The following is a 16,860-nucleotide window of genomic DNA, read 5'->3' on the forward strand; positions in this document are numbered from 1 at the left end:
TTTTATACGATGTCTATAGTGACCCGATTTATTTCTTTGCTTCGCTCGCCCTTTCAATCAGGTACCATTTATTGTGTACTGTTTATTTGCTTAATGGCCTACATTGGGGTGGTTTTAAATGACTATTACCATAAACAAGAAAAGCAAAGTGCTGAACTGCAACTCACTCAATATGAATACCAGCTTAATTCAAAACTCGACCAGTTAGGCCATCTGCTCTATGCCATTGATGCCTTTTTACCGGCGACCTCAACACAATCTCTATTTCATCAAGTTGCTCATTCGCAACTCTCAAACAGCGAGTTGCCGATTAGTTTAGAGGTCTATCATGACATCACTAAGGCGCAAGTTTCGCAAGTAGAGCGGCTTTATCAGCAAAGGGGGTCGTTTGACTTTAGAGTGCAAATACCAGAATCGCTTGCTGCAGATAACCACTTTTTCACTATCGTTAATGCAGCGCCGCTGTCTGAATATGGTCATACATTAGGTGAAAGTACTGCGACAAAGCCAGCATTCAGTCATCATTTATATGCTAGTCAAACATTACAAGCGCTCAGTTGGCGTAATAGTGATAAATGGAGCTTGTTGCTGCCGAGACCACAGGAGTTTGAATTACAAACAGCGATAGGCTTAAGTTTCGAGTTGTCTTTACTTTTAGAGGGTCTGTTTAGTCAGGTATATCAAAATACAAAGCAGCATGTGCGAGTAATAGTAGAAGAACGAGCGGTATTTAATAGTGATTGGCAAAATAACTTTAACTTAGCCACCTTGTCCCCTAAGGTGACTAGGGATGTTGATTTTTACGGTCAAACCTTAACTTTACAGCTTTATACTAAAAAGCAGTTGAGCTCTAACCTTTTAGTGAGTCGTCAACTCATCATTATCGGCTTTGTGATCGTTGCGAGTATTTGCGGAGTTTTAGTTTGGTTACAACTAAAAGCATTGGCAAGCCGAAATCAGACCATTAATAATCTGGTCATTGAACGCACGGCAAGCTTAGATCAAGCCAATCAAAAAGTTTTGCGAGAATCAGACAAGCGCTTACAGGCATTGCAACAGCAAGTCGTGGCAGAACGAAAATACAAAAGTTTGTTTTTGAATAGCCGGGAAGGGTTATTCGTACTCAATCATCGAGGTCAGATTATTGAGGCTAACCCTGCATTTAAGCGGTTACTAATAGACGAAAATAAACCTCTAGATGGGACCGCACTAGAAGACTACATACTCGATGACGAAGTGAAGGCTTTGTGGCAGCAAGTGGTTGCTGATAAACAGCAGCATAAAGAGTTAGATTGGCTCGCGCGCAGTGAGCAGCATGGTACGATTTGGTTAAGGCAGAGTGGGCACTGGCTGCACCACCCTGATGCGGTGTTATACGAGGGCAGGATCACCGATATCACCCAAGATAAGCTGTTTAACGAGCAGCTTAAGTATAAAGCTCGCCATGACAGTCTAACTGACTTACTAAACAGATTAGCCTTCTTAAAATTGGTTGATGAAGCCAGAGAGAGTATAGGTAAAACTTTCATCCTGCTCTATATCGATTTAGATAGATTTAAACTCATAAACGATACCTTAGGTCACTTAGCTGGCGATAAACTGCTGGTGGAATTTGCTGGGCGTATGCAGTTATTGTTGGGCAGCTTTGCAGACATTGCTCGACTTGGTGGCGATGAGTTTGCTGTGTTATTTGACCTACAGCGACTAGAGCGGCCATTGGAAGGGATTTTAGAAGACATGTTATCTGAGATCCGTAAGCCATTTACTTATAAACAGCATACTCATAGCGTAAGTGGCAGTATTGGGGTGCGCACATTCACAACGCCTTGTACTAATGTTAAAGCTGAAAAACTGTTACATGATGCGGATATTGCGATGTATGAGGCGAAGAAACGCGGTAAGAATGCGTTTCATATTTATACCCGAGATATTGCATGTCAGGCTGCGCGCAAAATTGAGATTGAGCGAGCACTGCAAGATATCAATTTAGATCTAGAGCTGTCTTTAAACTTTCAACCGATCTTTTGCCAACGTGGCAAAGCATTAAAAGGCTTTGAGGCTTTGCTTAGGTGGCAAAGTCCAAGCTTGGGTTTTGTTAGCCCCGCAGAGTTCATTCCAATTGCAGAAGAGTGCGCCAAGATCACTATGTTAGGTCAGTGGGTGTTTACAAAAGCCATGGCGTTTATGACGCAACATAGTGGCAGCAATATTTTTATGAGTGTTAATGTCTCACCGTTACAGTTACAGAGCCCGCAATTTATGGCTTGGTTGACCCAGCAGTTTACCCACTCTGCGCTTAATCCTGAGCAATTTAAGATTGAATTAACAGAGTCGGCAATGATGGCAACCGAAGACAATCTTGTTGAGCCGCTCGAAGTACTGCATGAACAAGGCTTTGGTATTTACATTGATGATTTTGGCACTGGCTATTCAAGCTTGGCACGTTTAAATCATTTACCCGTTGATGGTCTAAAGATAGATAGAGCATTTATCGAAGGGATAGAAAGTGGCGAAAAACCAAGACAATTAATTGAAGCCATTTGTGCAATTGCAAAGAGTTTTAATTTGGTTGTGACTGCCGAAGGTATTGAGCAATCCGAGCAATTAGATGTGCTGGTGAAATTACATTGTCAACAAACTCAGGGATACTATATGAGTCGTCCATTGAACAAAGATGATGCCAGTTCATTGTGTGCTCAACGAAGGTTAGCCATAGTCAGTTAAACTGGGCATTCAATTTAGGCTGATATATATTGCGATGCAAAGAACGATTTTTAGCGATGAGTTTGGCTAGAGTAAAGGGAAGAGAATGAAAATATCACAGATATCTATCGGGCTGGTGGCTGCGCTGATGCTCTCAGCCTGTACTAGTTTGGTTGAGAAAGGTGACAAGCTGTATGGTAAAGGCATGTACCAACAGGCTGCAGAGTTCTACGAAAAAGCGCTTTTAGAGGACCCTGAAGACGTAGAAGCAAAACAGCGCCTTGCTGAAACGCGCAGTAAAATCATCGACCGAGGTTTGATTGAAGTGCGCATGTTGCGCTTGGGCGCGAATTATAGAGGTGCAGCGAGTAAACTAGAGTCATTGTTGGCTAGTCAAAACCAATGGCATGTTGAGACCATGGGGGCGCAGGCTGCGACTCAGCGTGAAGAAGTGCTAGCCGTAGAAGGGTGGTTGAAAACCGAAGCCAAACAACTTGCCAATTTATCGCAACCAGATCCATTTAAGTGGTTTGAGCATGAGTATCGTAATTTAATTGCCAATGCACAGCTTACAGGTGAATTACAGCAATACAGAGACACTTTAAATAAAGCCGGTAAACAGCAATGCTTAGCTCTGGCAAAGCAAGTGCAAGGTCAGCGTTTTTATTTACATGAGTTGACGCAACGATACTGTGCTCTTTGGCAACAGCCTGTGAGCTTAACAGTAGATAAATCAGATAAATCTCGTTTTACTGGTTTGAAAGTGAGTAAGCGTGAACGCTTTAAAACACCTAATGCACAGGCTCATCGCTATGCGTTGAATAATACACAGGCAGAGCTTGAGCAAGCCTTTCAGTCTAGTCCGTGGTTTAGTCACACAGGCACTGCCACTTTGCCTCTTACTTTGGACGGTAAAGTACAATATCGTAAGCAAACGTCTTACCGACAGATTGAAAAGCGATATGTAGTAACTGAACTAAAGCCTGATCCAAAAGATGCAAATAACAAGCTGGCGACAGATGTCGAAAAGGCATTTGCTTATCAGTTAAAAGAGCATCAAGAAACCTATTCAGTGAATGTAAGCTATTCAGGTAACTTACTGGGACTGCGTTTATCGAATAATGAATCAGGCTCTTATGATAATCTCACCCGTAGTCATAATATTGAGTTTGCAGAAGCTGATGTCACTCCGCTCAGTGCTGACTATCTCAATCAGGTGCAAAAGTTTGAGCAGCATTTAACGCAATTAAGTGCTGACTTTAGTGGTGACCTGAATAAGCTTTGGCAGCAAAGGTATTGCTCTATGGTTAATCTGTCATTTGTCGCCGAGCAAGCATTACGCTGTGCCCAGATAGAACCAAATAATGATTTTGTGAACCGTTGGGCTCAGCAAACATTTGGGGTGGACTACAAAGCGATGCAGGTGCTTTACGGAATTTAATAGGATTGTTGTCTAACACAACTAAAAAAAGCGAAGCCTTACTCAAAAGTGCTTCGCTTTTTTATTTAGTTTGTTCAAGTTACTCTTTATATAAGTTCAGCAAGTACGTTTAAGCCTCTAATCTCGATACAATAAAGTAAGGATTAAGGTAACTTTCTTTTTGATTGTATGTCAGTGCAGAACCATCAACTTGGGTAATGGTCGCACCTGCAATTTCTGCCACAGCATGACCTGCACCTGTATCCCACTCAGATGTTGGGCCTAAACGCGGATAAACATCTGCTTCACCTTCTGCGACTAAACAAAGCTTTAGAGAGCTGCCTTTCGGTACCATTTCGACATCATCAAATTGCTCAAGATAAGCGGCTAAATCAGGCGATGGATGTGAGCGAGAGCCAACTACTTTGATAAGGCCTGTATTGGTTTTCTTAGTGACTTTGAGTTCTATACGTGCTTCGTCGCATTGCTTGAATGCACCTACGGCTTCTGCTGCAAGGTAACTGACATTTAAAGCGGGTGCGTGCACCACACCTAAAATAGGTTTGCCAGCTTTGATAAGCGCGATATTAACGGTGAATTCGCCATTCTTTTTAATGAATTCTTTGGTGCCATCAATTGGGTCGACTAGCCAATACTCGTTCCAAGTTTGACGTGTTGCCCAATCAATACCTGCACTTTCTTCACTTAATACCGGAATATCAGGGGTAAGTTGTTGCAAGCCAGCCGCAATGACTTTGTGCGCAGCCAGATCCGCATCGGTCACTGGACTTTCATCTTCTTTGTACTCAACGTTAAAGTCTTTCGCATAGATGCCCATAATGGCATCGCCTGCTTCAACGCTCAGTTGTAAAATTTCTTCTAACAGATCCGTTTGATTCATTACTTATCCAATTACTTGCTTGTCTTTCAGATACGCTACCAGTTGTTGTACTGATTGTTCAAGGCTATTCGCGCTGGTATCGATGCGGATCTCAGGATTAACAGGCACTTGGTAGTCTGAATCTATGCCAGTGAAGTGCTTAATTTCACCGGCTCGTGCTTTCTTGTATAAGCCTTTCGGATCGCGTTGTTCACAGACATCTAACGGCGTATCTAAAAAGACTTCGATGAATTCACCGTCACCGACAAGGTTACGTACCATGTCGCGCTCAGCTTGGAATGGCGAAATAAACGCGGTGAGTACCACAAGTCCTGCGTCTACCATAAGCTTGCTTAGCTCACCAACACGGCGAATATTTTCGACGCGGTCTTCATCGCTGAAGCCTAAGTCTTTGCATAAACCATGGCGCACGTTGTCGCCATCAAGCAGGTAAGTGTGCACGCCTTGCTGGTGAAGGGCACTTTCTAGTGCGCCTGCAACGGTACTTTTACCTGAGCCTGAAAAACCGGTGAACCATAAAATCACTGGTTTGTGACCTTTTTGCTCGCTGCGTTGTGACTTGTTTACGGCATAGTTATGCCAAACGATATTTTCATCCATTGCATCACCTATTTAAAAAGGGAAAACCAGCGGTATTAAGGTCAACACCGTGATTGAATAAATAATTGAAAGCGGTAAGCCGACCGTAACATAGTCTTTAATACGGTAGTTACCTGCACTGTACACCATGAGGTTGGTTTGATAGCCAAATGGTGAAATAAAACTCGCCGATGCGCCAAATGCCACAGCCATCACAAAAGGTAATGGGCTCACATCAAAACCAATGGCGAGTGCAAAGGCCACTGGGAAAGAAAGCGCTGCCGCTGCGTTATTGGTAATGAGTTCCGTGAAAATCACGGTCATCACAAAAATAGCGATAAAAGCGCCATATGGACCGAAGTCGCCAAGCAGATAAAACAGAGCATCTGATATTTGTGATGCCAGCCCTGTGTCTATCATGAGCTTGGCCAAACCAATGGCACTTCCAACAATGGCAAGTAGTTCAATCGGGAAGCGACGTTTTAGCTCTGTCACTTTTACTGCGCCCATCGCAAATAGCGCGATTAAAAATACCAGTAACCCTTTAACCAGTGGTACCACATCAAAAATGCTTAGCCCGATAACGGCCACAAAACCCGCTAATACTAAATTAGACTTTTTCGGCTTCAGGTGGGTCTGTAAATCAAGGCCTGAAATATAAACAAACTCACGCTTTAAATTAGGTAACTGATAGAACTCTGAGCCCGGTGCTAAAATAAGAGAGTCACCGGCCTGTAAGCGCACTTGCCCTAAACCACCTTGCAGGCGGTCATGACCACGGCGGATGGCAATAACGGCTGCATGTACTTGTTCGCGAAAACGTACTTCTTTGACAGTTTTACCAACAAAGCGAGATGACTGACTGATCACCACCTCGACTAAATGCTCAACGTCTTTTTCATGCTTGTCATGGACGATTTTCAAACCATCAAAACGTTGTAATAAAGGCACTGATTTTATATCGCCAACAAACAATAAGATGTCGCCTTGTTGAATAACTTGCTGAGGTGTCACGGCACAAATACGGCGGTCACCATGAATGATTTCCGCTAAGAATAAATCTTTTAAATCACGCAGACCGTTTTCTTCTACGGTGCGGCCAATCAGTTTTGAACCAGCTTCGACTTTGCCTTCAAGGTAAAAAGGCACCACTTCTTGGTCTTGTTTACCGTGATCAGGTAAATACTTTAGTAGCACGATAATGGTGATCAGGCCGACACTGAGTGCGCCTAGGCCTACTAAAGTAAAATCAAAAAAGCCCAATGGTTGCATGCCTGCTTCGACGGCAAAACCATTGACGATTAAATTTGTAGAGGTGCCGATAAGGGTTAAAGTCCCCCCTAAAATGGCGGTATAAGACAGCGGTAATAATAATTTGGAAGGCGAGTGGGTTGGGCTGTCTTTTATCGCTGAAATTAACGACGCCACCACTGCGGTATTATTAGTAAAAGACGATAAAAACGCAGTCGATAAGCCAAGCTTCATCACTGATTTAGAAAGACTGCCTTTTGCTAACGATTGTGCAAGACCTTGCACTAGGGTTGTTTTCTCGATGGCAATCGACACCAAGATCAACAGAATAAGGGTGATAAGAGATGGGTTAGCATAGTTTGCTAACATCTCTTCTAACTCAATGAGACCAGTTAAATAGCCGGTGCCAATGGCACCAACAAATAACCAAGCTGGATTTAGGCGAGTGCCAAAAAGGCAACCCACCAATGCCAGCATAATGCCTGTTAATATGATCTGTTCGTACATCTAGCTTTAGCTCCACATAACAGGCACTTACCCGTTGTCCTTCACAATGCACGGTTGTTGGCTTCGCGCATTCGCCAAATCACATAGGCTAACTATGCTCATTGGTCTCATTTGCTTGCCGCCTACGTGCATTACGAATTTCATAAGGTAATAAACAGCTTATTTAAGCTTGGTAATGTCAAGCGCTTGCCAGTGCGGGAAGTGCTTGCGAACTAGGGCATTAAACTCAACTTCAAAGTCACTAAACTCTGAGTGTTGCGTTGCTTGCTCTGAAAGCAGTGCTTCTATCATGCCTGCACCAATCGTCAGGTTTGATAGACGGTCGATCAGAATGAATGCGCCAGTTTCGTGGTTGTTGCGATATACATCAGCCACAATGCTTTCAGTCAGCTCCAGCGTCACAATCGCAATTTCGTTTAACTGTAGGCTGTCAGCTTGACCTTGCTCTAAAGTGTTTACATCAATCGTGTGGTCAATCTTCTTCACGATAGCAGCAGTGTTTTTGCTACCTAGCTTGAAGTTATAACTCTTGCCTAGCACTAATGGCTCTTCGTGCATCCACACAAGTTTTGCTTGTACTTGGTTTGTTACAGCAGCTGTTGAGTCAGCAGGCACGATCACATCACCACGGCTTACATCAACTTCATCGTTTAATGTAATTGTGAATGCTTGACCTGTTTGCGCTTGCTCTAAGTTACCGTCAAAGGTCACTAGCTCTTTGATGCTAGATTGCTTGCCAGATGGTAATACCTTAACCGCTTGACCAACCGTTAGTGAGCCCGATGTTAATGTGCCCTGGAAGCCACGGAAATCAAGGTTTGGACGAACCACATACTGAACAGGGAAGCGCGCTTCAAAGTCAGTGTTCGCCTCTGCTGCTGGAGAATCTTCAAGTAGCTCAAGCAATGGCTTATCAGTGTAATAAGGTGTGTGCTCAGAACGCGTTACGACGTTGTCACCTTTAAGTGCTGACATAGGCACAAACTTGATGTCAGATACGTTTAACTGCTCAGCAAACTTCAAATAGTCAGCTTTGATTTTCTCAAATACGGCTTCGTCAAAGTCCACGATGTCCATCTTGTTGATGGCAACAACGAACTGCTTGATACCTAATGAGTCACAGATAAAGCTATGACGCTTAGTTTGAATTTGCACACCGTAGCGCGCATCAACTAAGATGATAGCCAAGTCACTCGTAGATGCACCCGTTACCATGTTACGAGTGTATTGCTCGTGTCCTGGGGTGTCAGCAATGATGAACTTACGCTTCGCTGTTGAGAAATAGCGATACGCAACATCAATGGTAATACCTTGCTCACGCTCAGCTTGAAGACCGTCAACCAGTAGTGCTAAGTCTAGCTCTTCACCTGCATTACCCACTTTTTCGTTGTCTTTATGAAGTGCGGCCAGCTGATCTTCATAAATTTGGTGGCTGTCGTGTAATAGACGACCGATAAGCGTTGATTTACCGTCATCTACGCTACCACAAGTCATCATGCGTAAAAGGCTTTTGTCTTGTTGGCGCGCTAGATAAGCGTCGATACCTAATTCTCTTACTTCATTTGCCGTAGACATTAGAAATACCCCTCACGTTTTTTCTTCTCCATCGAGCCTGATGAATCATGGTCAATTACTCGGCCTTCACGCTCAGAAGAGGTAGAAAGCAACATTTCTTCGATGATGCCAGTCAGTGTGTTTGCTTCTGACTCAACCGCACCGGTTAGTGGGTAACAGCCTAATGTACGGAAACGCACAGATTTCATCTCAGGCACTTCGCCTTCGTTTAATGGCATACGCTCATCGTCAACCATGATTAACGTACCGTCGCGCTCAACAACTGGACGCTTTTCAGAAAGGTACAATGGCACGATTTCGATATTTTCTTGGTAGATGTATTGCCAAATGTCTAGCTCAGTCCAGTTAGACAGTGGGAATACACGGATTGATTCGCCTGGATTAACCTGACCGTTGTAGGTGTTCCAAAGCTCAGGACGTTGGTTTTTAGGGTCCCAACGGTGGTGCTTATCACGGAATGAGTACACACGTTCTTTCGCTCGTGACTTTTCTTCGTCACGACGCGCACCACCAAAAGCAGCATCAAAGCCGTATTTGTCTAGTGCTTGTTTTAAGCCTTGTGTTTTCATCACGTCAGTATGTTTGGCTGAACCGTGCGTAAACGGACCCACACCCATGGCGATGCCTTCTGGGTTTTTGTGGACGATTAAGTCAAAGTTATATTCTTTTGCTAAGCGGTCACGGAATTCGATCATCTCGCGGAATTTCCAATCTGTGTCTACGTGTAGTAGAGGGAAAGGAATTTTCGCTGGGAAGAATGCTTTACGCGCTAAGTGTAAAAGTACCGATGAGTCTTTACCGATAGAGTAAAGCATCACTGGGTTTTCAAACTCGGCTGCGACTTCGCGAATAATCTTTATACTTTCAGCTTCTAATTGCTGAAGGTGTGTTAAAGCCATTGTCGTCGTCCTACTTAAAAAATAAAATCGTTACGCCACATCGGTCAGTGGCTGAGCAAAACTGCTGATCTGTGCACTTTGCCCAAACCAAGCTAATTCTTCATGTAAAGCAGCTACTTCTCCGATAATCAGAAGTGCTGGTGAGACAATCTCATGTGCCTCAATTTGTTCGGCCAATTGACCTAATTCGGTTCTAACCACGCGTTGATTCTTACGGGTACCATTTTCAACGATTGCCACAGGGGTGTTAGCACTGCGGCCGTGTTCAAGTAATTTAGCCTGAATATGCGGTGACTTGATCACGCCCATATAAATTGCCAACGTTTGGTTAGGTTTAGCAAGCCCTTGCCAATCTAATTCTTGGCCGTCTTTTTTACAGTGACCTGTTACAAACTGGATTGCCTGTGCATGATCTCTGTGCGTCAAAGGAATACCTGCATAAGCGCTACACCCAGCTGCGGCAGTAATGCCCGGTACGATTTGATAACGTACATCGTGGGCTTTCAGTACTTGTACTTCTTCGCCACCACGGCCGTAAATAAACGGATCGCCACCTTTGATACGGCAAACTTTTTTGCCTTGTTTCGCAAGGTCGACCAACATCTGATTGGTGTCTTCTTGCTTAACACTGTGGTAGTTAAGGCGTTTACCGACACAAATTAAATCTGCATCGCGGCGTACTAAATCCATGATTTCGTCAGAGACGAGGTAGTCATACACCACAACATCGGCTTGCTGCATAAGCTGAAGCGCTTTGAGTGTTAGTAGCTCAGGATCGCCAGGGCCTGCACCAATCACATATACTTCGCCTTCTGGCTCAGCTTTGGCATCTAGCATTTCGTGTAGTTGTTCGGTCGCTGCCTCAGTATCGCCTACTTGTACTTTACTTACCACACTTGAATCGAACACGTTTTCCCAAAATTGGCGGCGATCTGCGAAATGCTTAAAGCGTGCTTTCACCTTATCTCTGAAGCTGCCTACTAAGGTTGCTAATGGGCCAATGTGCTGTGGAATAAAGGTTTCTAATTTCTCCCGTAGACGTCGAGCTAAAACAGGCGCAGTACCCGCACTTGAAATCGCTATGGTGATTGGATCCCGGTCAACTATAGACGGGAAAATAAACGAGCACTTAGGCTGGTCGTCTACCACGTTGACGAAAATATTATGCTGGTTTGCCAATTCAAATACGGTGTTATTAACAGACTCAACATCGGTAGCGGCAATAACAAGCATTTTGCCTGTAAGGTGAGACTCATTAAAATAGTCTTTAATAAGCGTTACTTCGCCATCTTGCTCGGCTTCGAGTAACTCTTTGCAGAATTCAGGGGCTACAATGGTTACATCCGCACGAGCTTTTAAAAACGCACGCGCTTTACGAAGTGCAACATCACCGCCGCCGACAACCAGCACCGGTTTGTTATCAAGTTTGGTAAAAATTGGTAAGTACTGCACCATTTGCCCCTTAGTTATATTCATATTCTGCTATTTTTATCGTGCAGAACATTACAGAGCAGCAGAATATAGCGGCTTTGAAACAGGAAAAAATAATTAAAACCTAGTCTATATAACTAAAAGTTATAGAAGGGGGTTTGATTTGGTTTAAGGCTTTATTTACAAGCTCTTGAGCTAAGTTTTAGCTGTCTAATTTAGCTTATTATGTTTGGTTATGAGATATGCTAAACAGGTAAATTTGATTTTGAGCAGAGTCTTTAGCGGACAAATGCCCTAGGATTGAGGCAATACATTCACTTAACTAAGGTGAATGACTTACACATACACGGGAAAGTACCATGACAATACAACAAGATGCAGCACAAGCATTGTCCCTAATGGACCTCACATCTTTAAATGAAAACGACACAGAGCAATCTATATTGGCATTGCTTAATAGTGTGCGCCCTGAGATTGGTCTGCCAACTGCCATTTGCGTTTATTCACAATTTGTTGGCTTAGTAAAAAATGAACTGAGACAAAGAAACTGGCAGTCTGTAAAAGTTGCAACAGTGACAAATTTTTATGATGGCGAGCAGTCATTAGAATCAGTATTGGCTGAAACAGAGCAAGCTTTATCAGAGGGCGCAGACGAAATTGATTTAGTGATCCCTTATAAAGAAGTGATGCAGGGCGAGCTAGAGAATGCCAAGTTGTATGTGCAAAAAAGCAAGCAGCTATGCGCTCAGTATGGGGCTTGTTTAAAAGTGATCATAGAAAGCGGTGAGCTAAAAGCACCTGATCTTATTCGCAAAGCAAGTATCCTAGCGATAGAAGCGGGTGCAGATTTCATTAAAACCAGCACCGGTAAAGTGCCTGTTAATGCCACTTTAGAAGCAACTGAAATTATGCTTGATGCAATTAAAGCGTCAGGACGAGAAGTGGGCTTTAAAGCCGCCGGTGGTGTAAGAACAGTGGATGATGCGAGTGCTTACTTACGACTTACTGAACAAAAGTTCGAATGCGATAGTTTGACGCCAGCGCAATTCAGATTCGGCGCATCAGGCTTATTAAAAGATATTCATAACACTTTAGATGCATAGATACAGCGAGCAAGAAAAAATAGAACTTGAGCATGAAGCTGCCAAGTTATTTTTAAAATGTTACGAAAAGGCGCATGGCACCCCTATGCGCCATATCTGGCATAATGAACCACGAAAACCCGATGTCAGCTGTTATCAAGGCGATCAAAAACTCGACATTGAAGTGGCGCATTTATATGCCAGTGAAACCGAAGCCATGGCCGTGCTAGGTAGGCCGCTATCGTTATCGATGCAACGAGAATTAGCTGTGATGTCGCAAGCACCGTCTGAACAGCAACTCAAAGTGGCATTAGGGCGGTTATTAAATCAAAAAGCCAAGAAAAGTTATCAATCAGAGCGCACATGGTTGTTGATCCGTAACGCCAGCCCGATTTGGCACTACAGTGATTTTAAAAACGTGCAGGCACAATTAAACTTTCCTGATACCCATCCATTTGAGCAGATCTGGTTATTGTGTGATTTTCATCATGGTGATCTGTTACAGCTGGCATAAACGTTAAAATACGCGAGTATTTTTGTTTGATTTATAACCATTGATAACGTGAGATTTTAGCAAGATTTGACAAAATTAAAATTTGCGCATCTTTTACTCTTGTTTTCGCTTTGTTCGTCAGTATAATGGGCATCCACTTTGCAGGGGCGTAGTTCCAATTGGTAGAACAGCGGTCTCCAAAACCGATGGTTGCGGGTTCGAGTCCTGCCGCCCCTGCCAATTCATACAGCTAGTCTAAACCTAAAATAATGTGGCCGTTCAATGAACCTCTCGCTTATTTGTAGATTTGGATTAATGGATTTACCCTGCCATATGCAGGGTCGTTGTGTCTGTATTTAAGGTAAATTTTTTATGAGCACGAATGTAGAAACTCCGTCAAACTCGATGGATACGGTTAAGTGGCTAGTATCAATTGCATTGCTATTAGGTGCAGTTGTAGGTAATTACATGTACGCTGACCTATCTGTGTTAGTGCGTGCGGTAGGTGTTGTTGTTGCAGTAGCAGCCGCTTTAGGTCTACTGGCAACTACTGAAAAAGGTCGTACTTTTATTGCTTTTGCAAAAGAGTCTAGAATTGAAGTACGCAAGGTTGTTTGGCCAACGCGTCAAGAAACAACGCATACAACTTTTATCGTAATGCTAGCAACAGTGGTAATGGCGTTAATCCTTTGGGGTTTAGACGGCATTTTATTCCGTATTGTTGGCTTTTTAACTGGATTGGAGATCTGATCCCATGTCGGATGAGAACAAAGAAAAGAAATTACGCTGGTACGTAATTCAAGCGTTTTCGGGTTTCGAAAAGCGCGTTGCTCAAACAATCATTGAGCACATTAAGATCGAAGGCTTAGAAGATAGCTTTGGTGAAGTACTAGTCCCTACTGAAGAAGTAGTTGAAATGCGTGCTGGTCAAAAGCGCAAATCTGAGCGTAAGTTCTTCCCAGGTTATGTTCTAGTTGAAATGGACATGAACGATGCGAGCTGGCACTTAGTAAACAGCACGCCACGTGTAATGGGTTTCATTGGTGGTACGTCTGATCGTCCAGCACCAATCAGCAAAAAAGAAGCTGACCGTATTCTTAACCGTATTCAAGAAAATGCTGAAGCGCCTAAGCCTGCAACATTATTTGAAGTGGGTGAAGTGGTACGCGTGAACGATGGTCCATTCGCAGACTTCAGTGGTGTAGTTGAAGAGGTTGATTATGAGAAGAGCCGCTTAAAAGTGTCTGTTCTTATCTTCGGTCGTTCTACGCCAGTTGACCTAGAATTTGGTCAGGTAGAAAAAGACAAATAATTTCTTTTCGAAGAGATTGAAAAAGGCCGCTGGTTAATCTATAATCAGCGGCCTTTTGTTATCTGGTATAACAAAAGCACAGATTTTTTTAATTTGGGAAGCCGCTTGAGTACGCGTCCTCGCGCGCACAAGGCAAAGACCCAACTAACGAGGTTATTTAAAATGGCAAAGAAAGTTGAAGCTCTAATCAAGCTACAAGTTGCTGCTGGTATGGCTAATCCTAGTCCTCCAGTAGGTCCTGCACTAGGTCAACACGGTGTAAACATCATGGAATTCTGTAAAGCGTTCAACGCACGTACAGAGTCTATCGAGAAAGGCGCTCCGGTTCCTGTAATCATCTCTGTTTACAACGACCGTTCATTCACTTTCGACATGAAAACTCCACCTGCTTCTTACCTTCTTAAGAAAGCAGCTGGCATCAAGTCTGGTTCTGGCCGTCCTAACACTGAAAAAGTGGGTACAGTAACACGTGCTCAACTAGAAGAGATCGTTGAGACTAAACGTCCTGATCTTACTGCTGCTGATATGGACGCAGCTGTACGCACGATTGCAGGTTCTGCACGTGCAATGGGCTTGAATGTAGAAGGGTAATTGAGAATGGCTAAATTAACTAAGCGTATGCGCGTAATCCGCGAAAAAGTTGACGTAACTAAAGAGTACGAAATCAACGAAGCTGTTGCTCTTCTTAAAGAACTAGCTACTGCTAAATTCACTGAAAGTGTTGACGTTGCTGTTAACCTAGGTATCGATGCACGTAAATCTGACCAAAACGTTCGTGGTGCAACTGTACTTCCAAACGGTACTGGCCGTGACGTTCGCGTTGCTGTATTCACAGCTGGCGCAAACGCTGAAGCTGCTAAAGAAGCTGGCGCTGATTTAGTAGGTATGGAAGATCTTGCTGAGCAAGTTAAGAAAGGCGAAATGAACTTTGACGTTGTTGTTGCTTCTCCAGATGCAATGCGCGTTGTTGGTCAACTAGGTCAAATCCTAGGTCCACGTGGTCTTATGCCTAACCCTAAAACTGGTACTGTAACACCTAACGTTGCAGAAGCAGTTAAAAATGCTAAGGCTGGTCAGGTTCGTTACCGTAACGACAAGAACGGTATCGTTCACACGACTATCGGTAAAGTTGACTTCACTGCTGAACAGCTACAACAAAACCTTGAAGCACTACTTGTTGCTCTTAAGAAGGCTAAGCCTTCTCAAGCGAAAGGTACTTACTTGAAGAAAGTAAGCATCTCAACAACTATGGGCGCAGGTGTTGCTGTTGACCAAGCTACTCTAAACACGCAAGTAGCGTAATTTAGAAATTAGCATTTACATGGCGTAAAAATTAAACTATAATTTTGCGCCATTTCGTTGAGAACTTGTTCTCTGCGAAGTAAAGAATTCGGGTTGAAGCGCATAATTTCGTAGTATTGTTAACCAGTTGGTCTACAATCAAACGATAAATTGCGTTTCCGTCCAAGACCGTAGGTGGTGTAAGCCTTAATAATTCCTACGTAGACGGTGTGAATCCCAGCTAGATTTTCCTAATCTTCTGGCTCTCGCCGTAAAAAGCACCTCATCCTGTTAGGTTGAGGTAAGAGTAGAACTGAAAACCGTTAGGTTTTTATTTAACCAGGAGTAACACCCATGGCTTTAAACCTTCAAGACAAGAAAGCAATTGTTGCTGAAGTTAATGAAGTTGCCAAAGGTGCTCTATCTGCAGTAGTTGCAGATTCTCGTGGTGTAACAGTTGATGCTATCACTACTCTTCGTAAAGAAGCTCGTGAAGCTGGCGTTTGGATGAAGGTTGTTCGTAACACTCTTGCACGCCGCGCTGTAGAAGGTACTGACTATGAGTGCCTTAACGAGTCTCTAGTAGGCCCAAGCCTTATCGCTTTCTCTTCAGAGCACCCAGGTGCTGCTGCGCGTATCTTCTCAGATTTCGCGAAAAAGAACGAAGCATTCGAGCTTAAGTCTGCTGCATTCGAAGGTAAAGTTGTTGACGTAGATATGCTTGCTAAGCTACCTACTTACGACGAAGCTGTTGCACGCTTAATGAGCGCTATGAAAGAAGCGTCTGCTGGCAAATTGTGTAAAACAATTGAAGCAGTTCGCGTTAAGAAAGCTGAAGAAGCTGCTTAATTTTAAGCCTTTATTCTCTTTCTCATTTAAAAATTTTTTTGAACCTCATGGGTTCGTAATTAATTAGGAAATTTACAATGTCTGTAACTAAAGACCAAATCCTTGACGCGATTGCTGAAATGTCAGTAATGGAAGTTGTTGAACTAGTTGAAGCAATGGAAGAAAAGTTCGGCGTAACTGCAGCTGCTGCTGTTGTTGCTGCTGGTCCAGCTGAAGCTGCTGAAGAAAAGACTGAGTTCGACGTAATCCTAGCTGCTGCTGGCGGTAACAAAGTTGCTGCTATCAAAGCTGTACGTGGTGCAACTGGTCTTGGCCTTAAAGAAGCAAAAGCTCTTGTTGAGTCTGCTCCTGCGCCAATCAAAGAAGCTGTTTCTAAAGAAGAAGCTGAAGCACTTAAGAAAGATCTTGAAGAAGCTGGTGCTGAAGTTGAGATCAAGTAATCTAGCTACGGCTAGGTTCGCTGCCTGAGCAATCAGGCAAGGGCTGGTGATTATTTAATCACCGGCCCTTTTGCGCTCTAGTATGATCATAATTACTAGGCGTAAAAAACTCTAAATTTCACTTTTATTTCAATAGC

At 43.4% G+C, this 16,860-nt stretch carries 16 protein-coding genes and 1 tRNA gene; 11 read left to right on the forward strand and 6 right to left on the reverse strand.

Annotation, left to right across the window (positions count from 1 at the left end; genetic code table 11):
* Positions 1-9: 9 nt before the first annotated feature.
* Both ACH784_RS00970 and ACH784_RS00975 read left to right on the forward strand, forming a co-directional pair.
* Complete coding sequence (locus tag ACH784_RS00970) at positions 10-2,724, forward strand: putative bifunctional diguanylate cyclase/phosphodiesterase (RefSeq protein WP_404392749.1); 2,715 nt, start codon at positions 10-12, stop codon at positions 2,722-2,724.
* An 85-nt stretch (positions 2,725-2,809) separates the two neighbouring features.
* Positions 2,810-4,144 (forward strand): tetratricopeptide repeat protein, encoded by a 1,335-nt coding sequence (locus tag ACH784_RS00975; RefSeq protein WP_404392751.1) that lies wholly within the window; start codon positions 2,810-2,812, stop codon positions 4,142-4,144.
* A gap of 109 nt (positions 4,145-4,253) precedes the next feature.
* Here ACH784_RS00975 and cysQ read toward each other — a convergent pair whose 3' ends face one another.
* From cysQ to cysG, 6 genes are all read right to left on the reverse strand, one after another.
* Positions 4,254-5,024: a 3'(2'),5'-bisphosphate nucleotidase CysQ gene (gene cysQ, locus ACH784_RS00980; protein ID WP_404392753.1), complete on the reverse strand. Its 771-nt coding sequence runs from the start codon at positions 5,022-5,024 to the stop codon at positions 4,254-4,256.
* Between the two features lie 3 nt (positions 5,025-5,027).
* Positions 5,028-5,624, reverse strand: coding sequence for an adenylyl-sulfate kinase (gene cysC / locus ACH784_RS00985; protein WP_058028501.1), 597 nt, complete (start codon positions 5,622-5,624; stop codon positions 5,028-5,030).
* A gap of 12 nt (positions 5,625-5,636) precedes the next feature.
* Positions 5,637-7,361: an SLC13 family permease gene (locus ACH784_RS00990; RefSeq protein WP_404392755.1), complete on the reverse strand. Its 1,725-nt coding sequence runs from the start codon at positions 7,359-7,361 to the stop codon at positions 5,637-5,639.
* Between the two features lie 159 nt (positions 7,362-7,520).
* Positions 7,521-8,936 (reverse strand): sulfate adenylyltransferase subunit CysN, encoded by a 1,416-nt coding sequence (gene cysN, locus ACH784_RS00995; protein ID WP_404392757.1) that lies wholly within the window; start codon positions 8,934-8,936, stop codon positions 7,521-7,523.
* Entirely contained in the window at positions 8,936-9,835 is a 900-nt protein-coding gene (cysD, locus tag ACH784_RS01000; protein WP_058028504.1) for a sulfate adenylyltransferase subunit CysD, read from the reverse strand. Before cysD ends, cysN begins: the two co-directional genes overlap by 1 nt.
* Positions 9,836-9,865: 30 nt before the next feature.
* On the reverse strand, positions 9,866-11,287 hold the full coding sequence (gene cysG / locus ACH784_RS01005) for a siroheme synthase CysG (protein ID WP_404395142.1): 1,422 nt from the start codon (positions 11,285-11,287) through the stop codon (positions 9,866-9,868).
* Positions 11,288-11,625: 338 nt separating this feature from the next.
* On the opposite strand from cysG, the gene deoC reads away from it, so the two are divergent.
* The 9 genes from deoC to rplL all read left to right on the forward strand — a co-directional run bounded on the left by deoC (position 11,626) and on the right by rplL (position 16,723).
* Positions 11,626-12,369, forward strand: a complete 744-nt coding sequence (deoC, locus tag ACH784_RS01010; RefSeq protein WP_404392759.1) for a deoxyribose-phosphate aldolase — start codon at positions 11,626-11,628, stop codon at positions 12,367-12,369.
* Positions 12,362-12,862: a hypothetical protein gene (locus ACH784_RS01015; RefSeq protein WP_404392761.1), complete on the forward strand. Its 501-nt coding sequence runs from the start codon at positions 12,362-12,364 to the stop codon at positions 12,860-12,862. The genes deoC and ACH784_RS01015 overlap by 8 nt, the downstream gene beginning before the upstream one ends.
* 142 nt (positions 12,863-13,004) lie before the next feature.
* Positions 13,005-13,081 (forward strand) — tRNA-Trp (locus ACH784_RS01020).
* 132 nt (positions 13,082-13,213) lie between these two features.
* Complete coding sequence (gene secE / locus ACH784_RS01025) at positions 13,214-13,591, forward strand: preprotein translocase subunit SecE (protein WP_058028507.1); 378 nt, start codon at positions 13,214-13,216, stop codon at positions 13,589-13,591.
* Between the two features lie 4 nt (positions 13,592-13,595).
* On the forward strand, positions 13,596-14,153 hold the full coding sequence (gene nusG / locus ACH784_RS01030) for a transcription termination/antitermination protein NusG (protein ID WP_130256507.1): 558 nt from the start codon (positions 13,596-13,598) through the stop codon (positions 14,151-14,153).
* Positions 14,154-14,315: 162 nt separating this feature from the next.
* A complete protein-coding gene (gene rplK, locus ACH784_RS01035) occupies positions 14,316-14,744 on the forward strand; it encodes a 50S ribosomal protein L11 (protein ID WP_010387320.1) in 429 nt (142 codons plus the stop codon).
* A 6-nt stretch (positions 14,745-14,750) separates the two neighbouring features.
* Positions 14,751-15,455 carry a 50S ribosomal protein L1 gene (gene rplA / locus ACH784_RS01040; protein ID WP_404392765.1) on the forward strand — a complete coding sequence of 235 codons (705 nt, stop codon included), beginning with the start codon at positions 14,751-14,753 and terminating at the stop codon, positions 15,453-15,455.
* Between the two features lie 333 nt (positions 15,456-15,788).
* Positions 15,789-16,283 (forward strand): 50S ribosomal protein L10, encoded by a 495-nt coding sequence (gene rplJ, locus ACH784_RS01045; RefSeq protein WP_404392767.1) that lies wholly within the window; start codon positions 15,789-15,791, stop codon positions 16,281-16,283.
* 77 nt (positions 16,284-16,360) lie between these two features.
* Positions 16,361-16,723, forward strand: coding sequence for a 50S ribosomal protein L7/L12 (rplL, locus tag ACH784_RS01050; protein WP_058028511.1), 363 nt, complete (start codon positions 16,361-16,363; stop codon positions 16,721-16,723).
* Positions 16,724-16,860 lie beyond the last annotated feature (137 nt).

Origin of the sequence: Pseudoalteromonas phenolica (assembly GCF_044788725.1) — a bacterium.
GTDB lineage: Bacteria > Pseudomonadota > Gammaproteobacteria > Enterobacterales > Alteromonadaceae > Pseudoalteromonas > Pseudoalteromonas phenolica_C.